This window comes from Variovorax sp. Soil_C_39, from assembly GCF_057656815.1.
This window is the reverse complement of record NZ_JBDGJQ010000007.1, coordinates 23,779-42,161: the sequence shown is the minus strand read 5'-3', so window position 1 is coordinate 42,161 and position 18,383 is coordinate 23,779. Positions and strand designations below refer to the sequence as shown.

Below are 18,383 nucleotides of genomic sequence, written 5' to 3'. Positions count from 1 at the left end.
GGTCATTCGCTCCAACGGATGCACCCCGCGCTCGAGCAGCGGCCGGAGGTCCGGCCGTCGACAGCGGAGGCTGTGAAATTCAGAAGGCCGCCGCACGCGGCACATCGCATGCTGCCGCGCACGGGCGCCGCGGGCCGGAAGGTGGGCGGCTGGCAGTGCTGGGCCCGCACGGCGGCCATGGCGCGCGCGATGGCGCCGGCCTGGCGGTTGAAGGTGGCGGTGGTCACGGCGCTAGCTCCTCGTCCGGCGGCGAGAACTCCCAAGGCACAACGCCGGGCGGCTTGTCGCCGATTGCCCAGCGCGCAGCGAACCAGCCATGGCAGATGCGAGCCTCGCCGCGGGCGTTCTTGTGGACGTGGCAGTAGAAAGGCTTCTGCTCGACAACGCACTTGATGACGTCGGCGAGCGTCTGCGGACAGCCGTTCGGCACCGTGCCAGCGCGGAAGGCGCAGGATCTGCAGAGCTCGTCGTCGTCGCCCTCGGCCGCCAGCTTGGCGATCACGGGTTCGGTGAGGCGCACCAGTTGCTCGCCAGCGGCGCGGCCCGCGGGTGTGACGCGCTTGTGGTCGTGCGCTTCTTTCATCCCTCGCCTCCCTGTACGCTATCGACAGGCTGCGAGGCCGGGCGAGCAGGCGGAAACGAAGACCGATCCTCGGCCCACGCCCGGAGCTTCGCGACGAGTGCCCGACGCCTCGCGCGACGCTGGCGGGCATTGCCGCTGATGGGCTCATCCATCCACTCGATGTGCTCGGCCGCGTTGCACCACGGGCAAGGAATGTCGCCGCCCGAGTACAGAGCACCGCCCGGCTCGTCGCAGGAATCCAAGTCCCACATGAAGCCGTCGATGCAGGTGCCGTCCGGGTAGTGAGCGCCGAAGGTCGGCGCCTCGTAGTTGCAGCCCAGTGCCTTAGCCATTCCCCACCTCCCCCTGATTGCCCGCTCCAGCCTGGGCGATGGCGGCCGACTCGCTTTCCTCGAAGCACACGAGGTCTGCGTCGAGAACTTCGCACCAGATCGCGCCCGGGTCGTCGACCTTGGCGAACTGATGCCAGAAGCCGTTGCCGCTCCAGTTACGGCCAAGGTAGACAAGCCGCTCTGGTTGGTTCTTCCAGTTGTACTTGCCGCCTATGCGCCAAACGATCGATTGCGCGCTCATTGGGCCCCATCCTTCCCCGCTCCAGCCTGCGGGGGCGCGGCCAGGTAGAGGGCGCGAGATTGGTACACCATGCCCCAGTGCAATGCCTTGGCTTGGATGGCTGCATGGTCGCTTTCAGAGCAAGACGTCCACTCGCTCCATTTGGGGTTGTTCGGCACTCGCTTGCGGCACTCCCACGCCACCGCTTCCGAAGCTGGCGCAGGCGCTGCGATGGGGCTGTCGGCCTTGCCCGTGGTCTTCGCGGCGTGAACACCGTTCGTGGGTACGTCCGCGGGGCGCCAGATATGGCCGCAGCCGCCATCCTCGGGCCGGCACAGGTGTGAGCGGTGGGGCGGGTTGCTCCACATCTTGAGGTTCTGCCCATCGGTCGGGCTTGGAGCATCGACGTGCTGCAGGCCGCACTTCGGGCAGTACAGCACCATGTCGATGGGCGCAGGCGCTGCCACGGGAGCGGGCTGGGCGAGGGCGGACGGGTAGTAGATCGGCTCGACGTTATGTGCGTTCGTGGGGTGCGGGGCCGCGCCCACCGAGCGATGCTTTCCATCGGCCTGCGTCCATGTGTAGCCGATGACCGTGCGGGCCTCACTTGGGGCGGCCGGTGTAGCTGCGGGAGGGATGGAGCGGTTGATTTCCGCCTTGACTGCGCCGAGTACCCCGATAACCGCTCTGACTTCCTGCGCTGTCATCTCGCCCGCGCGAAGTTTCATCGTCGGGACGTGCATCCATTGGTCGATGATCGCTACCGCATCGCTCGGCACTGCTGGCACCACAGCGGGAGGGGTGGAGAGAGACCAGACATCGACAGGCCCGACGCGGTGCCACGCCGGATCGCCGCGGGTGAAGTCGGGCGACTCCTGGCCCGGGGCGACCGCATAGCGGCCGTCGTCGTGCTCGTAGAGGGTTGCACTGCTCATGCTGGCTCTCCGGTAGAGGCAGCGACGGAAGGCTCGCCCATGAAAGTTGGGCCGTTCACTTCGCGCATGAACTTGCGGACCAGTGCTTCAGCGACAAGTGCGCGGCGCTTCCAATCGAGAAGGTCCTCACGAGCGCCTTCGTAGGCATCGCGATAGTTCTCCTGCACAGCCGGATCGCGGAAGATGGGAGCGGTGCATTCGTCGGAATCAGCGATCACATCGAGCGCGCGGGGAGTGAGTTGGGCGGTGTTCATGGTCTCGACCTCGTGAAGGGGGCAGGGCGTCGTGCTGACGCCCTCGGGTGGGAACGGCATCAGTCGATCGGCGGCTGCTCGACCTGGGGCGCGAGCAGCGTGATCTGCACCTCGCGGTTCTTCAGCGTGGCCAGCTTGCCGAAGACCTTCTCGGAGACGTTCTGCGATTCGAGCTTGAAGCCCAGGATCACCGAGCCGCCTTCCTTCGCGGTGAACTCGAAGCCCGAGATTTCGCAGTCTTCGAGCTGCAGGTTCGACTTTCCGCCCATGCCGTGGTCGATCTCCAGCGCGTAGCCGGTGAGCTCGTCGGCCCAGTGCAGCTTCCCGAGCTTCTGCCCGGCGCGCGTGCAGTTCGGCATGTCGTTCATGTCGACATCGAGGCGCCCCTGGTCGGCGTCGTTGCTGGCGGCCGACTTCGTGTAGAGGAAGCTGCGCAGCGAGCCGTCGAACATGGTGAGCATGTCGTTCGACACGGTGCCCAAGAACTGCAGCGCGGCGCCCGGGTTGTCGCTGGGCTCGCGGTTCTTCTGCGAGAGGACGACCACGTCGGTGATCTTGAACTTGGCGAAGGATTCGATTTCGAAGGACATGGGTCAGGGCTCCAGTGGTTGAGAAAAGAAAAAGGGCTGGCTCGCGCCGCTGGCCGGAAGGGAGGGGAGGAGGATGGAAGCCGGCCAGGCTCGCCCGAAACTGGTGTCAGGCCGCGAACTTCGCGTCGATCAGCTGCGCGAGCTCTGCCTGCTGATCGGCCGGCAGGTGGCGCGACGTGTCGAGCACGAGGTCGGCGGTGTCGCGGCTCGTGGCCTTGGCGATCTGGTCGGCCAACTGCGCGTAGGTGAGCTGCGGATTCGCGTCGGCAGGGTCACGCTCGCCGCGGCCGCGGATCTCGCCGGTGTTCTGGTCGACGTCGGCCGCCTGGTGCTCCTGCACGGTCACGAAGTCGCCTTCGATGATCGCGCCGCGGCCTTCCTCGGCGGCGTGCGACACCTCCATGGCGTTGTGCAGTTCGATGCTCGACGGCATGTACTTGAGCACCTGCAGCAGCGCCACCTTGCGCGCGTACATCTCGAAGTTGTTTTCGCTGGCCTTCGCGTAGTGGCGCTCGCCGACCTTGTTGTATTGCTTGAGGTGCTTGTCGACCTTGCCGCGGCTCCACACCTCGATCACGGGCATCTGCGCATCCTTCACGCGGCCGATCGCGTAGACGTGCGTGAACTTGCCTTCGTTGTCGCCGGGCCGGTGGCGGCAGAACGGTGCGTCGCCGAGCTGATAGTCGAACTCGTCGCCCTCGAAGACGGCGCCGGTCCACACCGTGGCGCGGCCGCTGCGCGAGACGAGGTCGACGAGGCCCTTCCAGCCGGGCACGAAGGTGCACGTGGTCTTGTAGGGGATCAGGTAGCCCTGGCCGCCGATGCCGGGCTCGAGGCCCAGCTGCGCGGCCGTCATGATGCAGCCGGCGATGCTCTGCGGCGTGCACTGCTGCAGCGCCGGCGTGGTGCTGAACGCGGTCAGCGCCAGGCGCGCCATGCGGTCGGCATTCATGTGCTTCGGCAGCGCCATCGCGAGCTGCGGCTTGAGCTTGTCGAGGAAGCCGGAGAACGCTGCGACGGGGTTCTGCGGCTTCTTGCCTTCGCGCACGTCGGAGAGGGTTGTCGATGCCATGGTCTATGCCTTTTCTTGGTTGAGCGCCCATGCGGGCAGGTTGACGATCTCGATGGCCGAGCTGAATCCCGGCCAGTGGTTGGCCTTGCGGCACTCGGAATAGGTCGCCAGGTTTCGGCGGTAGGCGGCGCGGCCGGCTTCGCGGCTGGCGTCGTCGAGCATCACGGCCGAGGCCGCATAGGGCCACTGCGACTCGACCGCGACGAATATGAACGCGAGCACCTCGCGGCGCGCGGCCGCGGCGTAGCCGTCGCTGTAGAAGGCGTCCTGCACGTGGTAGCGCTTCCGCGCGATCTGGCGCGCGAACTCGCCCGGGCTGGCGTCGCCGCAGGTCTTGAGGTCGAGCAGGATGGCCGCGGTGTCGTTCGGCTCGTGCGTCCAGTCGGGGCGGCAGCGGCAAAGCTCGCCGGTGGCCGGGTCGATCCAGTAGGCCGAGGTCTCGGCGTGGCCGCGCTGCAGGGCCTCGCACACCTCTGGCAGCGCGCGCACGCTCTCAGCCTGGCGCATGGCGGCTTCGAACTGATCGGGCTGGATCGCCGTGAGCGCGGTGGCCTCGACGAATTCTTTCCAGACCTTGGTGTTCCGGTTCACGGCCGGGCCCACGATGTAGCGCCGCGCGAACTCGTCGGGCTCCAACACCGCGCAGTGCGCGAGCGCGCCTTCGAGCTGGCCGGTCTTCGCCGTCGGCGCCGGGCGGCGTGGGTCGAGGTGCAGGGCGTGGAAGATGGCCGGCGAACGCTCGATGTTGTCGAGGCCCGACTTCGAGACGCCCGGGCCGCCGTGGTAGGCCTCGATGTCCAGTCCGAAGCGCAGTCCGGTGGTGGTCCGCTCGGCCGCGGCTTCACACGGCAGCAGGTCGGTTTCGATGGCACCCATGGTCAGCCTTTCAGGTAGGTGTGCAGCGCCCAGACGACGAGCGCGAGGACGTAGGGGCCGCCGAAGACGATCGCCAGCAGCGTGAAGATCGAGATCGGCGCGCGGCGCTTCGGCGCCGGCTCGTCGTCCATGCCGTGCGCCGAGCACATCCAGGCGCCGTCGGGGTGGTGCTGGTTCACGGCTTGTCCTTCGCCATGGGCTCGGCAGCCGAGAGACGCGCGATGCGCGTCTCGTACATGCGGGCCATCGTGTCGTGGTACTCGGCCGCGGCGCGGTGCTCGAGCTGCATCCGCTGCGCTTCGTAGAGCTGCTGCGCCGCGATCTTTTGGGGGTTGGTGGGCGCGAAGATCATGCGAACCACCACGCATCCAACACCAGGGCCAGGCCCAGGGAAATGGCCGCGGCCAGTGCGTAGGCGGCCATGGCTTCAACGGCGGCGCTCACGCGTTGCTCCGCACGATGGCCTCGATGCGCTCGTTCACCAGCCCGAGCAGCACAGTCCCGAGCACCGCCGGCGAGGCGCCCGCGCGCAGCGCCTCCGCGAGCCGCTCGTCGTGCGCGATGTCGCCCACGGTCGAGGCGTCGAGGTCGCGCCACTGCCGCGTGCGGATCTCGTCGCAGCGCACGGCGTATTCACGGTCGCCGACGTCCGAGGTCTTGTCGGCCGGCGCGGGGAAGAAGTTGCGGCCGACCTTCCAGCCCTTGACCTCGGCGAGTTCGACAGCCAGATCGGGCACCAGGGCCGGCAGAGGGCGGAAGTCGCGGCGGTAGAGCTTCTGGGTTGCTGTTTGCATGTCCATCTCCTGTTTTGGAGACGACAGTATCACTCTAGTGATTTATCAAGTCAACACTTGAGTGATTTAATCTCTCGCGTGTGATCGACTGGGCGAAAAAAAGCCCGCGTAGTGCGGGCCGGTGGGAGGGGCGTGGGCTCAGCGCGGCTGAGATGCGGAGCTGGCCGGTGGGGCGCTAACACCGCTGTCGTTGGCCTTCGCCGCGGGCTGCGACTGCCCTGCTTGGAACGCGGTCACGACATTGCCGACAACGCTGGAGTTCAGGCTGGCGACCGAAAACACGGTGGCGACCAAAGCAAGAAGGATTGCGAGCATCGCGGACCAGACGGCGGCCCTGGTGGACTTCATATCCTGCTTTTGCTCGTGGCGGTCCATCTTGAGCTGGTCGAGCGCACCCTCGACGCGGGCCTCGAATTTGGCTAGGCGACTTTCCGACTCGGCGTTCTGCCGGGCCAGGATTGCCTCGGTGCGCGATTGCTGCGCGTCCAAGTGGGCCATCATTTCCTCGCGCGTCATGGACATCTGATCGTTGCTTTCTGACGGACGTTGAGGGGCGGGAGCAGCAATTCTAGTCTTCGGCTCGATTGCCATGATCCCGAGGGGGCTCGCGCCCTTTGAGCTAATGATGGCTTTCCGGATAACGCTGCCAGCGTCGAAACTTGGAGCGCCTCGTATTTCTTCATCGTCAAACGAGAAGCCGGGCCTCGTCATTGTGGTGGCCTTTGGCTGGTGGCGTTTCTGATGTTGTCGAACGTGGCTTCCACGATGGCCTTTCCGGCAACATCACTGTGATAGAAGACCTTTAGGAACTTCATCGTGTTGGCAGCGGGGCCATCAAAAGCGAACTGACAGCCTTCGAAGATGCAACTGTCGAACGTTACTGGGCCGAGGCCTTGATAGACCACCGTGGCATTTCGGAAGGTCGTTCCAATATATTCGTTGTCGTCTACTATGACTTTCGTGTCCTCAAAAGTCCCGCCTTTTACAGTCGCCATTTTTGCTCTCTAATTTCTAATTAATTGGCTGAAGCCGGATTGAAGCCGGATGCCGCGGTGGCTTTTACCTGACCCACACCACCGGCAGCGATGCCAGGCAGGTGCTCGAGCCGGTCAGGATGTTGCGCGACACCCCCAGCTGGATACGCTCCTCGTCGAATTCCTGCACCGGGCGGCCACGCTTGCTCGCGGTGTCCTGCGCGGTGGCGAGCAGGCGCTTGCGGCAGTCGAGCGTCACCGGGCCGCTGTTGGGGAGGAACTGGTAGCGCGTGTATGCGATGGCGACGAGGAACCCGTCCGGCTTCTCACTGATGCTGTATCGGGTGTGCTCATCCAGATCATTGAACGGAGCAGTGATCCGGTCGGCCGGGGCCGCGCACCCGACGAGCGCGAGCGCTGCAACGATGAGAACTGTTTTCATGTACGGCCTCTCGGGTGTCTAGTTCGGTCAGAAATCGGGGTTGGAGCGGCTGCAGCGCGGGTCTTCCCGAACTCCATTTTAGAAACATTGGTTAACACTTTGGGGACGAATTGATAAATTCGCGCCGACGGCACAACCTGGTCGGGCTTCACCGGTTGTCCGTGCCGGTGCGGAGCGGGGACTCCCCCAATAAGCGCTTCGCGATAAGGGGCACCACGTCAACGTTCGCGCTTGGGTTCGCGATGAAGGCTTTGAGCATCGCCTCCGCACTCTCCCGGTTCTCAGGCGTGGTCTTCTCGAGTGCCTCGCCGAGCGCGCGCAGAAGGTCTTCGGTGATGGCGGGGCGGGACGATGCGGCGCCGGCGCGTGCTTCACCCGTGACGGGCAGGGCGGCGTCGAGTTTCGCGTAGCTGTCGGCCTCGCAGCGCAGGTATTCAGGGGGGACGCCCAGCGTCCTGGCGATGTTGACCAGGCTCTCGCCGTAGCCGCGGGTGCCGGACTCGATGTTGCCGATCGTGCTCTGAGCAACGCCTGCCGCGCGCGCCAGCGCCGTCTGCGTCAGCCCAGCGGCCTTGCGCAAACGCTTGAGGCGCGCCGGTACATCTTCCATGCCAGCGATTTCATCACTAGGGTGAATCACTAGGGTGTTGCTTTTATTATCACTGCGGTGATAATTGCGTGATGGACCAGTCACAAGCCACCACCGTTTCGCCGCACGTCGCAGCTCTTTCCCGGGCTGCCGAGATGTGCGGCGGCATCACCAAACTGGCCGGCGCCCTGGGCGTCGGGCAAAGCGTCGTCAGCAACTGGAAGACCCGGGGCACGCTCATCGACGCCGTGTATTGCGTGGCGATCGAGCGGCTGACCCAGGGCGAAGTGGGGCGCAAGCACCTGCGCCCGGACGACTGGGCCGGCATCTGGCCCGAGCTGGCCGAAGAGCAGGCGCCGGACCCAGCCGCGAATGCGGCCGAGCAGGGTGCCTGACCCATGGCCGACCTCTGGAATGCCTTTTCCGACGCCGAGCAGTTTGTGCTCGTCGCCTTCGCCCTCGGCGTGCTGATCGTCCTGGCCGGCTGGGCCCTCGCGCAGCTGGTCGACCCCTTCGACGAAGACGCGCTCGAGCAGCGCGGGGACGAATAGGCGATGGCCACCGTTCTCTGCCTTCTCGCCATGGCCGCGATCGTCGCGTGCTTCGCGCTCGTCATGGTGCTCACCGCGTGCGGCGTGCTCGAGCAGGTCGGCGACAGCCTCTAAGGCCAGGTCATGCACATGAGCCCACGTGTTTTTTCTGACGTGCCCCCCATCCGCGCTGCGTGTCAGCGGGGTGCCTCCCAAGGCACCGGCAAGGGTGGATGGGCACGTCAGAAAGGGCATGTTTTTTGGATTCGACATGCCTTTAGTTTTGACCCGTGCCAACGGGTCATTCAACAGGTAATCCGTTTTGATTTTTCTATTGAGGCACCAATGGAACAGTTGCAGCTAAAGGGCCTGCTTTGCAGGTTGGACGCGCCCAGCGTCGTTGATCCGCGTCTCGTCGCGAAATGCACCTCCTACCGCGAGGCCGTGCGCCTGTGCTGGGACATGCGCCGCGCGCGGAACATGACGAAGGCGTTTCTCGCCAGCGAAGCCGGGCTCTACGCCCCTCACGTCACGACCTATCTGGAGCAGAGCAAGCGCGAGCGCGACCTGCCGGGCTGGGGCATCCGTGGATTCGAGTGGGTGTGCGGCAACACGGCGATCTCGCAGTGGATCGCCGGCAACGCAAAGCTGACCTCGGTCGAAGAGATGCAAGCGCTCAAGGCTCTGGCATGAACTTCCATCAGCCAATCCAGCGGCTCTCGCGTGACGCAATCGACCGGTCGACCTTCACGCAGTGCATGAGCGAGGCCGCCCGGCACAGCCAGCACACCGACAGCCAGATCGCGCAGCGCGTGGGCATCAGCGACGGCTACATGAGCAAGTTCATGCGGCACGTCGGTGCCCAGTGGGCAGCGCGCCTGGTCTCGTACATGCGCGAGACGAAGAGCATCGCGCCGCTGCAGTGGATCGCCCACCAGCTTGGCTGTGACGTCTCGGTTCGCGACACACAGGAAACCCAACCCCATGAACCAAACGAATAATGAACCTGCGGCACAAGGTCTCGGCCGAGCTGGCCGCGGCGCGCGCGCTGATCGCGGCGCACGAGCAGCGGCACGGGCGGCTGCAGGCGTAGGGCGGGACACGGCATGAGGTTCTTCACCGGCCTGCACCAGCCCAGCGACGCGCGCCACTTCGACGGCGCTTTCGTGAGCGTGAACCGGCTGCGCTCGCGCAAGGCTGCGATGAACGTGGGGGACTGGATCATGGACAGCGGCGCCTTCACCGAGGTTTCGCGTCATGGCGGCTACCGGCACGACGTCGCAAGCTATGCGGCCGAGATCCGGCGCTGGGCCACGAACGGCTCCGGGCGGCTGCTGGCCGCGGCCGCCCAGGACTTCATGTGCGAGCCGTTCATCATCAAGATCACAGGCTTGTCGGTCGAGGAGCATCAGCGCCTGACCGTCGAGCGCTACGACGCGCTGCGTGCCGAAGACACGGCCGGCGTCTACATCCTGCCGGTGCTGCAGGGGTTCGATCCGGCCGACTACGTGCGCCACATCGCGATGTACGGCGAGCGGCTGCAGCACGGGGCATGGGTCGGCGTTGGCTCGGTCTGCAAGCGGAACGGCTCGCCGGATCAGGTCGCGGCCGTGCTGATGGTGGTCAAGCAAGCGCGCCCCGACCTGCTGCTGCACGGCTTCGGCCTCAAGACGACGGCGCTCGCGCACCCCTTCGTGCGATCGATGCTGCATTCCGCCGACTCGATGGCCTGGAGCTTTGCAGCTCGCAAGCAGGGCCGCAACGCGAACGACTGGCGCGAAGCCGCACGGTGGACTGCCGCGATCGAGAGCCGCCCCGTGCAGCACATGCTTGCGCTGGAGGTCTCGGCATGACGGTGATGCACGTGGTTTCCGTCTCCGGCGGCAAGGACAGCACCGCCACGCTGTTGATGGCGCTCGAGCTGCACGGGCACGAGAACGTGCGCGCGGTGTTCGCCGACACGGGCAACGAGCACGAGAGCACCGTCGAGTACGCGCTCGACTACCTGCCGCGCGCCACCGGCAAAGCCGTTGAGGTGGTGAAAGCGGACTTCACCGACGAGTTCGCGACAAAGCGCGCCAACCTGACACGCCTGGCCGCCGGAGAGCCCGAGGAGGCCGTCTACGGCAAGCGCAAGTTCATGTACCACTGGACGCCGGGCGCCGCGGCGCGTGCACTGGAGCTGCTGCACCCCACGGGCAACCCCTTCCTAGACCTCTGCCTCGTGCGGGGGGGCTTCCCCAGCCGCAAGCGCCAGTTCTGCACCGAGTACCTCAAGCGCAACCCGCTCACTGAGTTCGCGATGGCCATCATCGAGACTGGCTCGGCGGTTTGGAGCTGGCAGGGCGTGCGTGCCGACGAGTCGCCGAGCCGTGCCCGTGCGCTGCCCTTCGAGGTGGTCGGCGGCGGCCTCTTCATCAACAGGCCCATCCTGCGCTGGAACGTCGCCGACGTGTTCGATGCGCATCGGGCTGCGGGTATCCAGCCGAACCCGCTCTACACCCAAGGCATGAGCCGCGTGGGCTGCATGCCCTGCATCAACTGCAGCAAAGCCGAGCTACGGGCGATTGCCGATCGCTTTCCCGAGCATGTCGAGCGCATCGCTGAGTGGGAGCGCCTCGTCTCAGAGGTCACCCGACCCAGGAGCCCGGTCTCGTTCTTTCACATGGGGACGCAGGGGCACAGCGGCCAAGCCTCAACCATCGAGCACATCGTCGACTGGGCGCGCACCACGCGCGGCGGCCGGCAGCGTGACCTGCTCGCTCAACTTGAAGAGCCGACTGCCTGCAGCTCGGCATATGGACTCTGCGAATGACTATCGCCATCCTCTTCGCACGGCGGGACAGCATCTACAAGACACTGCCGGGCTGCGACGTCTACGACGAAGACCGAGACGCGCGCACTTGGCAGGGCGGCTGCCCCGTTGTCGCGCACCCGCCGTGCCGCGGCTGGGGCAAGCTGCGCCAGTTCTCGCACGCGACCGAGGAAGAGCTGCTGCTCGCGGTGCAGGCGGTGCAGGCGGTGCAGGCCAATGGTGGCGTACTCGAGCACCCGGCCGAGTCCACCCTGTGGGCGCGCTGTGGCCTGCCGCTGCCCGGGCGCTCGCCCGATCGCTTCGGCGGCTGGACGGCGCAGATCCGGCAATGCGACTGGGGCCACAAGGCCGAGAAGCTGACGTGGCTCTACATCGTGGGCGTGCACCCCGATGACCTGCCCGAGCTACCGCCTGCCGGCGAGCCCACGGGCGTCATCAAGCCGCAGCGCGGCGTGCCACGCACCCTAAAGATCGTCACGAAAACGGAGCGGGAAGCGACCCCGCTGCCGCTGGCCGTGTGGCTCGTCGAGCTCGCGCGCCGCTGCGAAAGGACGGTGACGGCATGACCGAACCCCTCGTTCCCGCCGAGTGCGACCTGCGCGACTTCCCCTATCTCCCGGTCGACGTGCAGCGCCTGCTTACCTCCGAGACATGGGTGCTGGGCAAGGGCGACGAGCGCGCCGCAGCCATGGCGCTCTGGCTGCAGAGCTGGCATCAGGTGCCGGCCGCGAGCCTCCCCGACAACGACCGCATGCTCGGCCACCTGGCCCAGGTCGCGAACTGGAAGCGCGTCAAGCCGCAGGCGCTGCGCGGCTGGGTCCTGTGCACCGACGGCCGCCTCTATCACCCCGTGGTGGCCGAAAAGGCGCTCGAGGCCTGGGTCGAGAAGTTGGTCAACAGCTTTTCAGGCTCCATCGGCAACGCCTCGCGCTGGGGTATTGAGGTCGACACGGCCACCACGCACGGGCAAATCCTGTTCGCGCTGCAGTGCCTGCGCAACCTCGCGCCGCAATCCAAGGTGTTCAAGAAAAAGGCCGTCGCAAAGATCGTGGCGGGATCGCCCCCCGAATCGCCCCCCGATAACGCGGGGGGATCGCCCCCCGATGTCGAAAAGCATCGCCCCCCGATCGCAAGAGAAGAGAAGAGAAGAGAAGGGATTAATACAGCGACCGCCCCGCGCACGGACGCGCGAGGCCCCGACCCCGATCCGGGGAAACCCTCGGCCGGCGAAGCCTGCAAGGCCATGAAGCGCGCCGGCATGGCGGATGCCAACCCCGGGCACCCCGAGCTGCTGGCGCTGCTCGAGGCCGGCATCACGGTCGGCGAACTCGCCTCGGCCGCAGCCGACGCCGCGGCCAGCGGCAAGGGCTTCGTGTACGCCCTGCGCACCGCCGCCGGACGCCGACGCGATGCCGCGAAGGTGGGCGCGCTGCCCGCAGCCAGCACACGCCCGCAGCCCAGCGGCGAAACCCCCTACCAGCGCTCGATGCGCGAGCGTGCGCAGCGCGACTTCCCGAGCATCGCGGCCCGCCCGCCGAGCGCGCCCAACCGTCCCGAAACCATCGAAGCCGAGGTGTCCGATGTCACTCCCCGCCGACTGGGTTGAATACATTTTTTCGAAGCTGAAACTGCGGTACGGCCGCGACTTCGACATGCGCTGGGAAGGCCTCGATCTCGCGGTCGTGAAGGCCGATTGGGCCGACGAACTGGACGGCTACGAACGGCACCCGGCGCTCATCGAGCACGCGCTGAACCACCTTCCCGATCGGCCGCCCCACGTCGGGGACTTCCTGCGCATCGCCAAGGGCGGCCCCGACATTCAGCCCGACCTGCAGCGGCTGGACGCGCCGAAACCCGCGGCCCGGGAGACGCGCGACCGCCTCATCGCCGCCCTGCGGCCCGCCCTGACCCAGCGCCAACGCGACCCGCGCCAGTGGGCTCGCGACCTGATCCACCGCCACGAAACCCGGCAGCACATCGCCACGCCCACCGCCCTGGCCATGGCCCGCGACGCGCTGCGCGAGGCCAACACCACCGAGGAGACCCAGCCATGAAAGCCCAATCCCGCGCCCAGCTGCGGCGCGCCGCTGCCAGCGCCTTCGCCCACCGCAACCGCCAGGCGCTCAGCCTCGAGGCGGTGCGCGAACCCGAGCCCGGCGAGACGGCGCTCAGCCGCTCCGAGATCGCCTACGGCGTGCGCGTGGGCCTGATCGCGGCCGGCCCGGCCCTTCAACAACCCTACGTCTTGGCAGGTGAGCGGATGCTGACATCGGTTCATTCGGAAGGCGGTGCTGCATGAGCCACGTCAAGGGCGCGCGGCTGGACGGCATCGCCACGCTCGAAGACCTGCGCCAGCGGTGCGTGGTCGACGAGGAATCGGGGTGCTGGCACCTGCGCACCGCGCGCGGCCGCGCGCTGCCCAAGGACCAGCGGCATGTGCTCTGGGTGTTCGGCATCGGGCACGTGACGGCGACGCGCGCCACCTGGTTGCTCGCGCACCCGGGCCGAGCGCTGCGCGGCGGATGGGTCTGCTACCGGCGCTGCGACAGCTACGACTGCGTGGCGCCAGGCCACGTGATCGCCGGCACGCGCAAGGCGTGGGGCCTGCACCTGGCGCGCTCGGGCAAGGCCGTGAGCACGGCGAAGACGCAGGCGAACCGGGAAGGGCGCCGGTCGACATGGAAGCTCACGCCCGAGCTCAAGCAGTGGTTGATCGAGAGCCCGCAGAGCGGCGCCGAGGTGGCCCTCGCGCTCGGCATCACGCAGGGTCGCGCCAACGCCATCCGCGCGAAGGAGCGCACTGAGCGTGCCGCGCGCCCGGCCACCAGCGTCTTCGACTTCGGCGCGCGGCATGCGTCGGTGCCCCCGTTCGCAATCAGCATGGTGCGCACCGCAGTACGCGCCGAAGGAGTATTCGCATGATCCTCGTTGGAATCGACAGCGGCGTCACCGGGGGCGTCGCCTTCATCGGCGACCGCACCGCCAGCGTCTTCGACATGCCCGTGAAGGCGGTCCGCGTCGGCGAGAAGCTGCGCAACAAGCTCGACGCCTACCAGCTCGCCATGCTGCTGCGCAAGCACTGCCCGGCCGACGAGGACGCGGTCGTCTACCTCGAGCAGCTGCACGCCCGCGCCGAGCAGGGCACGACCGGCAGACGCAACGGCATGCAGTCGCAGGGCGCCATGATGGAGCTGTTCGGCGGCATCTGCGCCACGCTCGCGATCTTGCGCATGCAGGTGGTGCCGGTGTACCCGATCGCGTGGAAGCGCTACTACGCGCTCGACAGCGACAAGAACGCCGCGCGCGCGATGGCGACGCGGCTCTACCACGGGCTGGAGCCGGACCTGCGGCGCGTGAAGGACGACGGGCGGGCCGAGGCGCTGCTGATCGCGCACTACGGTCGCTGCAGGCATGTGGGCGCGCCGCCTCCGCTGGGTGCGCAGGTGGTGCAGGGCGACCTGCTGGGAGCGGTGGCGTGAAGGCGATCTACATCATCGGCGCCGGCGCGCTGATGGCGCTGAGCGCCCTATGGATCGGGCCGTGGGTAATGGATTCGCTCAGCCGTGGTGATTGGCGCGTACCCCCCGCCTTCATTACTGCATTCGCGATCGGCGTCGGTGGAGTCGCGGTGATGGCGTTCGGAGTGGTTCGGCTTCTATTTCCCGAGGAGAGAAAATGAAGTTCAGCTTTAGGCCCGTCTGGCCACTCCTGGCCGTCTTCGCGGTCGTAGCCGGCGCGCGCGGCTTCATCGACGTGGAGATGGTCGACCTCGGCCCGGTGCCCGGGAAGTGCGCCATGCTCGTTGTAAGCGCCGCGGGGAAGGAATCGGGGAAGGGCGGCGCACTGCTGTTCGGCGCGTGCGGCGTGACCGGGAACGCGCCATGACGATGGACGACCTAACCCGCCCGGAACACGTCGTGTGCATCGCGCACGACCACGTCGATCTGAAAACCGAAAGCTGGTGCGGCCAGTACGTCGGCATGGAGTTTCACTTCCAAGGCATCGATCACGCCGCAGAGAACGGTCGCCAGCAGGGGCGCCTCGTCGCCTGCAGCGAATGCGTCGCCGCAGTCGTGGCCGCGTTGAAAAACGGGGCCGCGGCATGAACTTGCACCAGATCGCAAACTGCCGTTCCTGCGTTCACTGGCGCCTCACGGGCCCGCTCGCCCAGCACGGCTACGGCCAGTGCCAGGCGCGGCCCGAGCAGCTGCGCGCGGCGCACACCACCAGCGGCGGCAACGTGTGCCGGCTCGGGAAGTTCGTTGCGGCCGTCGTGTCGAAGGGAGCGCTGCTGTGAACATGCGCACGCGCCGCCGGCTCCGGTACGCCTTCCCGCCACGGCTCGTGATGGTGAAGTTCATGGGCATGCAGGTGCTGGCGACACGCCGCGTGCGTGATGCCTGGCGCAAGAGGGAGGGGCAGCACACCGAGCGGTTCATGAACCTCGTCATCTACGGCACGAGCCACCCCGAATTCACGGAGGCCAAGCTTTGACCCTCCTGTGCCGCCCCCCAGGCCGAGGCAATTGGCGCCTCGTCACCGTCGTCATCGACTGGGAGCCGAACCCGCTGTTCGTGCGCGCCGGCCAGCCCGTGACCATCGGCAGCCGCGTGCTGCGCATCGTGGAGGTTCGACCATGACAGACAAACGCACCCAAGCCGCTGGCTTCATCCAGATCACGCCGCAGATGCGCGCCGAGGCCCGCATCGCGCGCCGGCGCTTCATCCTCTATGCCGAGTCGGGCAACCGCCGCGGCGAGTCGCATCCCAAGGCGGTGCTGACCGACCACGAGGTCGACCTGATGCTCGAGCTGCACGAGCAGGGCAAGGGCTACACCTGGCTCGCCAACACCTTCGAGATCCCCTACGACACGGTGCGGTCCATCTGCCGCGGCCGCACGCGGGGCGTTCCCGTCAACAGGGTCGTGAAAGCATGAAGAAACTCACCCTCAAGCAGGAGGCCTTCTGCCAGCACTACATCGAGCTGGGCGGGACCGGTGAAGGCCCGGACGCCTACCAGCTCGCCTACGACGTGCGGCCCGGCACGACTCGCGCTTCGGTGCGGGCCGCCGCGTCGAAGCTCCTCAAGGAGCCGCACATCCGCCGCCGCATCGAGCAGCTGCGCGAGAAGATCCGCAAGCGCCACGATCTCAAGATCGACGACATCATGGCCGAGCTCGACGAGAACCGCGACCTGGCGCTGAGCGAGAAGCAGCCGGCCGCGGCCAACCAGGCGACCATGGGCAAAGCCAAAGTGGCCGGCTTCCTGATCGACAAGATGCAAGTAGACGTCACGCTGCGCGGCCTGAAAGAGCGCATGCGCCAACGCAAAACCAAAGGAACGACATGAGCACCGAGACGACGCACGCCGATCGCGCGCTGGCGAAACTGGATGAGTGGGAGCGCCACATCGAGGCGATGAGCCCGGGCGACCAGGCGTTGATCGCCATCGCGAAGGGCGACTTCGCGCGCTGGCTCGGCCAACACGGGCAGCCGGGCCGCGTCGCGGTGCAACTGGCGCTGCTGGCGGATGTGATCAACGCAGCCGACCCGACCATCCTGCAGTGAACATCGACGAAGACATCGACGAGGTGCTGCGGTACCAGCACGACCCGCTCGGCTACGTCGAGGTGTCGTTTCCGTGGGGAGAGAAGGGCAGCGCGCTCGAGCGGCACCCGGGCCCGCGCGAGTGGCAGCGCGAGGAACTGCAGAGCCTGGGCGAGCACCTGGCCAACCCCGAGACGCGGCACACCCCCTACCTCGTGGCGATCGCGTCCGGCCACGGCATCGGCAAGTCGGCGCTGATCGCGATGATCTGCGAGTGGGGGTTGAGCACCTGCCCCGATACCCGCATCGTCGTGACCGCCAACACCGATGGCCAGCTCAAGACGAAGACCATGCCTGAGATCGGCAAGTGGTTCCGCATGGCCGAGAACGCGCATTGGTGGAGGCCCACGGCGACGTCGGTCTACAGCGCGGACACGGATGCCGAGAAGTCGTGGCGGCTCGATGCGACCCCGTGGAGCAAGCAGAACACCGAGGCCTTCGCCGGCCTGCACAACGAGGGCAGCCGGATCATCATGATCATGGACGAAGCCTCGGCCATCGACGATAAGGTGTGGGAGGTCGCCGAGGGCGTGCTGACCGACGCCAACACCGAGATCATCTGGATCGTGTTCGGCAACCCAACCCGGAACACCGGCCGCTTCCGCGAGTGCTTCCGCCGTGATCGCGCCCGCTGGCGCACCCGGCACATCGACAGCCGCACGGTCGAGGGCACCAACAAGGAAGTGCTCGACGCCATGGTGAAGAACTACGGCGAGGACAGCGACATCGTGAAGGTGCGCATCCGCGGCATCTTCCCCGCCCAGTCGGCTAAGCAGTTCATCAGCACCGACGACGTCGACGCCGCGCGCGGGCGCCACCTCGACGAGAGCCAGTACAAGTTCGCGCCCAAGATCCTGACCTGCGATCCGGCGTGGGAGGGAGACGACGAGCTGACGATCAGCATGCGCCAAGGGCTGTACTTCAAGGTGCTGGAGGCGATCCCGAAGAACGACAACGACATGGTGATCGCGGCCAAGCTGGCGCGGTGGGAAGACGAGCTCGGCGCCGACGCCGTGTTCATCGACGCCGGCTACGGCACCGGCATCTACAGCGGTGGCAAGACCATGGGCCGCAACTGGCAGCTGGTCTACTTCGCCGGCGAGTCGGCCGACCCGGGCTGCGCCAACAAGCGTGCCGAGATGTGGAATGGCGCGCGGCAGTGGCTCAAGGCCGGCGGCGCGATCGACCCCGCCGACGACGTGCTGTATCAGGACCTGATCGGGCCCGAGCTGGTCTTCCGGGCGGACGGCAAGATCCAGCTCGAATCGAAGAAGGACATGAAGGCCCGGGGCCTGCCGTCACCCGGCCGCGGCGACGGCCTGGCGCTGTCTTTCGCCTATCCGGTCAGCCCGCGGGGGGTACATAGGCCGCCCGCCCGTTCCTACGATCCGCTCAATTTCAAGCGTCGCTGACCCTCCGGGTCGGCAAGGAACCGACCCATGGGAATCGAAACTGCACTGGTCAGCGCCGGGCTGTCTGCGACGACAGCCAGCGCCGTCACCACCGGCCTGATCACCACCGCCGCCAGCGCCGCGCTCGCCGCCGCCACTGCGCCGAAGAAGCCGAAGGAGGAGCCCAAGCCGATCCAGAGCATGGACAAGGCGCCCGGCGTGCAGGCCGAGAAGGCGGTGGACCGAAACGCGATCCTCAACAAGAACAGCATCGCCGCCATGGGCGCGCTGGCCGGCAACTCAAGCACGCTGCTCACCGGCTCGCAGGGCGTGACCGGCGGCCTGAACCTCGGCGGCTCCACGCTGCTCGGACAGTAGCG

The 18,383-nt window shown here is 67.0% G+C and carries 39 protein-coding genes; 23 read left to right on the top strand and 16 right to left on the bottom strand.

The window, feature by feature from the left end; translation table 11 throughout:
* Positions 1–2 precede the first annotated feature (2 nt).
* From AC3A6J_RS18555 to AC3A6J_RS18480, 16 genes are all read right to left on the bottom strand, one after another.
* Entirely contained in the window at positions 3–227 is a 225-nt protein-coding gene (locus AC3A6J_RS18555) for a hypothetical protein (protein ID WP_487861449.1), read from the bottom strand.
* Positions 224–583 carry a hypothetical protein gene (locus AC3A6J_RS18550; protein ID WP_487861448.1) on the bottom strand — a complete coding sequence of 120 codons (360 nt, stop codon included), beginning with the start codon at positions 581–583 and terminating at the stop codon, positions 224–226. The genes AC3A6J_RS18555 and AC3A6J_RS18550 overlap by 4 nt, the downstream gene beginning before the upstream one ends.
* Positions 580–915 carry a hypothetical protein gene (locus tag AC3A6J_RS18545; protein WP_487861447.1) on the bottom strand — a complete coding sequence of 112 codons (336 nt, stop codon included), beginning with the start codon at positions 913–915 and terminating at the stop codon, positions 580–582. Before AC3A6J_RS18545 ends, AC3A6J_RS18550 begins: the two co-directional genes overlap by 4 nt.
* Positions 908–1,156 (bottom strand): hypothetical protein, encoded by a 249-nt coding sequence (locus AC3A6J_RS18540; protein WP_487861446.1) that lies wholly within the window; start codon positions 1,154–1,156, stop codon positions 908–910. The genes AC3A6J_RS18545 and AC3A6J_RS18540 overlap by 8 nt, the downstream gene beginning before the upstream one ends.
* Positions 1,153–2,070, bottom strand: a complete 918-nt coding sequence (locus tag AC3A6J_RS18535; RefSeq protein ID WP_487861445.1) for a hypothetical protein — start codon at positions 2,068–2,070, stop codon at positions 1,153–1,155. Before AC3A6J_RS18535 ends, AC3A6J_RS18540 begins: the two co-directional genes overlap by 4 nt.
* Positions 2,067–2,324 (bottom strand): hypothetical protein, encoded by a 258-nt coding sequence (locus AC3A6J_RS18530; protein WP_487861444.1) that lies wholly within the window; start codon positions 2,322–2,324, stop codon positions 2,067–2,069. Before AC3A6J_RS18530 ends, AC3A6J_RS18535 begins: the two co-directional genes overlap by 4 nt.
* Before the next feature lie 59 nt (positions 2,325–2,383).
* Entirely contained in the window at positions 2,384–2,914 is a 531-nt protein-coding gene (locus AC3A6J_RS18525; protein ID WP_487861443.1) for a hypothetical protein, read from the bottom strand.
* 106 nt (positions 2,915–3,020) lie between these two features.
* A complete protein-coding gene (locus AC3A6J_RS18520) occupies positions 3,021–3,986 on the bottom strand; it encodes a recombinase RecT (RefSeq protein WP_487861442.1) in 966 nt (321 codons plus the stop codon).
* 3 nt (positions 3,987–3,989) lie between these two features.
* On the bottom strand, positions 3,990–4,862 hold the full coding sequence (locus tag AC3A6J_RS18515) for a PD-(D/E)XK nuclease-like domain-containing protein (RefSeq protein ID WP_487861441.1): 873 nt from the start codon (positions 4,860–4,862) through the stop codon (positions 3,990–3,992).
* Between the two features lie 2 nt (positions 4,863–4,864).
* Positions 4,865–5,041 (bottom strand): hypothetical protein, encoded by a 177-nt coding sequence (locus AC3A6J_RS18510; protein WP_487861440.1) that lies wholly within the window; start codon positions 5,039–5,041, stop codon positions 4,865–4,867.
* Positions 5,038–5,214 carry a hypothetical protein gene (locus tag AC3A6J_RS18505; RefSeq protein ID WP_487861439.1) on the bottom strand — a complete coding sequence of 59 codons (177 nt, stop codon included), beginning with the start codon at positions 5,212–5,214 and terminating at the stop codon, positions 5,038–5,040. Before AC3A6J_RS18505 ends, AC3A6J_RS18510 begins: the two co-directional genes overlap by 4 nt.
* Positions 5,215–5,302: 88 nt before the next feature.
* Complete coding sequence (locus tag AC3A6J_RS18500; protein ID WP_487861438.1) at positions 5,303–5,656, bottom strand: hypothetical protein; 354 nt, start codon at positions 5,654–5,656, stop codon at positions 5,303–5,305.
* 138 nt (positions 5,657–5,794) lie between these two features.
* A complete protein-coding gene (locus AC3A6J_RS18495) occupies positions 5,795–6,172 on the bottom strand; it encodes a hypothetical protein (protein ID WP_487861437.1) in 378 nt (125 codons plus the stop codon).
* Positions 6,173–6,363: 191 nt separating this feature from the next.
* Positions 6,364–6,651, bottom strand: a complete 288-nt coding sequence (locus AC3A6J_RS18490; protein ID WP_487861436.1) for a hypothetical protein — start codon at positions 6,649–6,651, stop codon at positions 6,364–6,366.
* 64 nt (positions 6,652–6,715) lie between these two features.
* Entirely contained in the window at positions 6,716–7,072 is a 357-nt protein-coding gene (locus AC3A6J_RS18485; RefSeq protein WP_487861435.1) for a hypothetical protein, read from the bottom strand.
* A gap of 148 nt (positions 7,073–7,220) precedes the next feature.
* Positions 7,221–7,682 (bottom strand): helix-turn-helix domain-containing protein, encoded by a 462-nt coding sequence (locus AC3A6J_RS18480; RefSeq protein WP_487861434.1) that lies wholly within the window; start codon positions 7,680–7,682, stop codon positions 7,221–7,223.
* Positions 7,683–7,753: 71 nt separating this feature from the next.
* Between AC3A6J_RS18480 and AC3A6J_RS18475 the strand changes: the two genes are divergently transcribed.
* The 23 genes from AC3A6J_RS18475 (at position 7,754) to AC3A6J_RS18365 (ending at position 18,381) form a co-directional block, all read left to right on the top strand.
* Complete coding sequence (locus AC3A6J_RS18475; protein ID WP_487861433.1) at positions 7,754–8,056, top strand: YdaS family helix-turn-helix protein; 303 nt, start codon at positions 7,754–7,756, stop codon at positions 8,054–8,056.
* 3 nt (positions 8,057–8,059) lie between these two features.
* Complete coding sequence (locus AC3A6J_RS18470; protein ID WP_487861432.1) at positions 8,060–8,212, top strand: hypothetical protein; 153 nt, start codon at positions 8,060–8,062, stop codon at positions 8,210–8,212.
* A gap of 324 nt (positions 8,213–8,536) precedes the next feature.
* Positions 8,537–8,884, top strand: coding sequence for a hypothetical protein (locus AC3A6J_RS18465; RefSeq protein ID WP_487861431.1), 348 nt, complete (start codon positions 8,537–8,539; stop codon positions 8,882–8,884).
* The gene (locus AC3A6J_RS18460; protein ID WP_487861430.1) at positions 8,881–9,192 is read left to right on the top strand and encodes a hypothetical protein; all 312 of its coding nucleotides are present in this window, start codon (positions 8,881–8,883) and stop codon (positions 9,190–9,192) included. The genes AC3A6J_RS18465 and AC3A6J_RS18460 overlap by 4 nt, the downstream gene beginning before the upstream one ends.
* 105 nt (positions 9,193–9,297) lie before the next feature.
* Entirely contained in the window at positions 9,298–10,044 is a 747-nt protein-coding gene (locus AC3A6J_RS18455; protein ID WP_487861429.1) for a deazapurine DNA modification protein DpdA family protein, read from the top strand.
* Complete coding sequence (locus tag AC3A6J_RS18450; protein WP_487861428.1) at positions 10,041–11,006, top strand: phosphoadenosine phosphosulfate reductase domain-containing protein; 966 nt, start codon at positions 10,041–10,043, stop codon at positions 11,004–11,006. Before AC3A6J_RS18455 ends, AC3A6J_RS18450 begins: the two co-directional genes overlap by 4 nt.
* Positions 11,003–11,572 (top strand): hypothetical protein, encoded by a 570-nt coding sequence (locus tag AC3A6J_RS18445; RefSeq protein WP_487861427.1) that lies wholly within the window; start codon positions 11,003–11,005, stop codon positions 11,570–11,572. The genes AC3A6J_RS18450 and AC3A6J_RS18445 overlap by 4 nt, the downstream gene beginning before the upstream one ends.
* Positions 11,569–12,612, top strand: a complete 1,044-nt coding sequence (locus tag AC3A6J_RS18440) for a hypothetical protein (protein ID WP_487861426.1) — start codon at positions 11,569–11,571, stop codon at positions 12,610–12,612. The genes AC3A6J_RS18445 and AC3A6J_RS18440 overlap by 4 nt, the downstream gene beginning before the upstream one ends.
* The gene (locus AC3A6J_RS18435; protein WP_487861425.1) at positions 12,587–13,060 is read left to right on the top strand and encodes a hypothetical protein; all 474 of its coding nucleotides are present in this window, start codon (positions 12,587–12,589) and stop codon (positions 13,058–13,060) included. The genes AC3A6J_RS18440 and AC3A6J_RS18435 overlap by 26 nt, the downstream gene beginning before the upstream one ends.
* On the top strand, positions 13,057–13,305 hold the full coding sequence (locus AC3A6J_RS18430; RefSeq protein ID WP_487861424.1) for a hypothetical protein: 249 nt from the start codon (positions 13,057–13,059) through the stop codon (positions 13,303–13,305). Before AC3A6J_RS18435 ends, AC3A6J_RS18430 begins: the two co-directional genes overlap by 4 nt.
* Positions 13,302–13,928: a hypothetical protein gene (locus AC3A6J_RS18425; RefSeq protein ID WP_487861423.1), complete on the top strand. Its 627-nt coding sequence runs from the start codon at positions 13,302–13,304 to the stop codon at positions 13,926–13,928. Before AC3A6J_RS18430 ends, AC3A6J_RS18425 begins: the two co-directional genes overlap by 4 nt.
* A complete protein-coding gene (locus AC3A6J_RS18420) occupies positions 13,925–14,485 on the top strand; it encodes a hypothetical protein (protein WP_487861422.1) in 561 nt (186 codons plus the stop codon). The genes AC3A6J_RS18425 and AC3A6J_RS18420 overlap by 4 nt, the downstream gene beginning before the upstream one ends.
* On the top strand, positions 14,482–14,685 hold the full coding sequence (locus AC3A6J_RS18415) for a hypothetical protein (protein WP_487861421.1): 204 nt from the start codon (positions 14,482–14,484) through the stop codon (positions 14,683–14,685). The genes AC3A6J_RS18420 and AC3A6J_RS18415 overlap by 4 nt, the downstream gene beginning before the upstream one ends.
* The gene (locus AC3A6J_RS18410) at positions 14,682–14,891 is read left to right on the top strand and encodes a hypothetical protein (RefSeq protein ID WP_487861420.1); all 210 of its coding nucleotides are present in this window, start codon (positions 14,682–14,684) and stop codon (positions 14,889–14,891) included. Before AC3A6J_RS18415 ends, AC3A6J_RS18410 begins: the two co-directional genes overlap by 4 nt.
* Positions 14,888–15,112, top strand: a complete 225-nt coding sequence (locus tag AC3A6J_RS18405; protein WP_487861419.1) for a hypothetical protein — start codon at positions 14,888–14,890, stop codon at positions 15,110–15,112. Before AC3A6J_RS18410 ends, AC3A6J_RS18405 begins: the two co-directional genes overlap by 4 nt.
* A complete protein-coding gene (locus AC3A6J_RS18400) occupies positions 15,109–15,303 on the top strand; it encodes a hypothetical protein (RefSeq protein WP_487861418.1) in 195 nt (64 codons plus the stop codon). Before AC3A6J_RS18405 ends, AC3A6J_RS18400 begins: the two co-directional genes overlap by 4 nt.
* Positions 15,300–15,500, top strand: coding sequence for a hypothetical protein (locus AC3A6J_RS18395; RefSeq protein ID WP_487861417.1), 201 nt, complete (start codon positions 15,300–15,302; stop codon positions 15,498–15,500). The genes AC3A6J_RS18400 and AC3A6J_RS18395 overlap by 4 nt, the downstream gene beginning before the upstream one ends.
* Positions 15,497–15,646 carry a hypothetical protein gene (locus AC3A6J_RS18390; protein ID WP_487861416.1) on the top strand — a complete coding sequence of 50 codons (150 nt, stop codon included), beginning with the start codon at positions 15,497–15,499 and terminating at the stop codon, positions 15,644–15,646. The genes AC3A6J_RS18395 and AC3A6J_RS18390 overlap by 4 nt, the downstream gene beginning before the upstream one ends.
* Positions 15,643–15,942 (top strand): hypothetical protein, encoded by a 300-nt coding sequence (locus tag AC3A6J_RS18385; protein ID WP_487861415.1) that lies wholly within the window; start codon positions 15,643–15,645, stop codon positions 15,940–15,942. The genes AC3A6J_RS18390 and AC3A6J_RS18385 overlap by 4 nt, the downstream gene beginning before the upstream one ends.
* Positions 15,939–16,355 (top strand): terminase small subunit, encoded by a 417-nt coding sequence (locus AC3A6J_RS18380; RefSeq protein WP_487861414.1) that lies wholly within the window; start codon positions 15,939–15,941, stop codon positions 16,353–16,355. The genes AC3A6J_RS18385 and AC3A6J_RS18380 overlap by 4 nt, the downstream gene beginning before the upstream one ends.
* Positions 16,352–16,573, top strand: a complete 222-nt coding sequence (locus tag AC3A6J_RS18375) for a hypothetical protein (RefSeq protein ID WP_487861413.1) — start codon at positions 16,352–16,354, stop codon at positions 16,571–16,573. The genes AC3A6J_RS18380 and AC3A6J_RS18375 overlap by 4 nt, the downstream gene beginning before the upstream one ends.
* The gene (locus AC3A6J_RS18370) at positions 16,570–18,024 is read left to right on the top strand and encodes a terminase (RefSeq protein ID WP_487861412.1); all 1,455 of its coding nucleotides are present in this window, start codon (positions 16,570–16,572) and stop codon (positions 18,022–18,024) included. Before AC3A6J_RS18375 ends, AC3A6J_RS18370 begins: the two co-directional genes overlap by 4 nt.
* Positions 18,025–18,051: 27 nt before the next feature.
* Complete coding sequence (locus AC3A6J_RS18365; RefSeq protein WP_487861411.1) at positions 18,052–18,381, top strand: hypothetical protein; 330 nt, start codon at positions 18,052–18,054, stop codon at positions 18,379–18,381.
* Positions 18,382–18,383 lie beyond the last annotated feature (2 nt).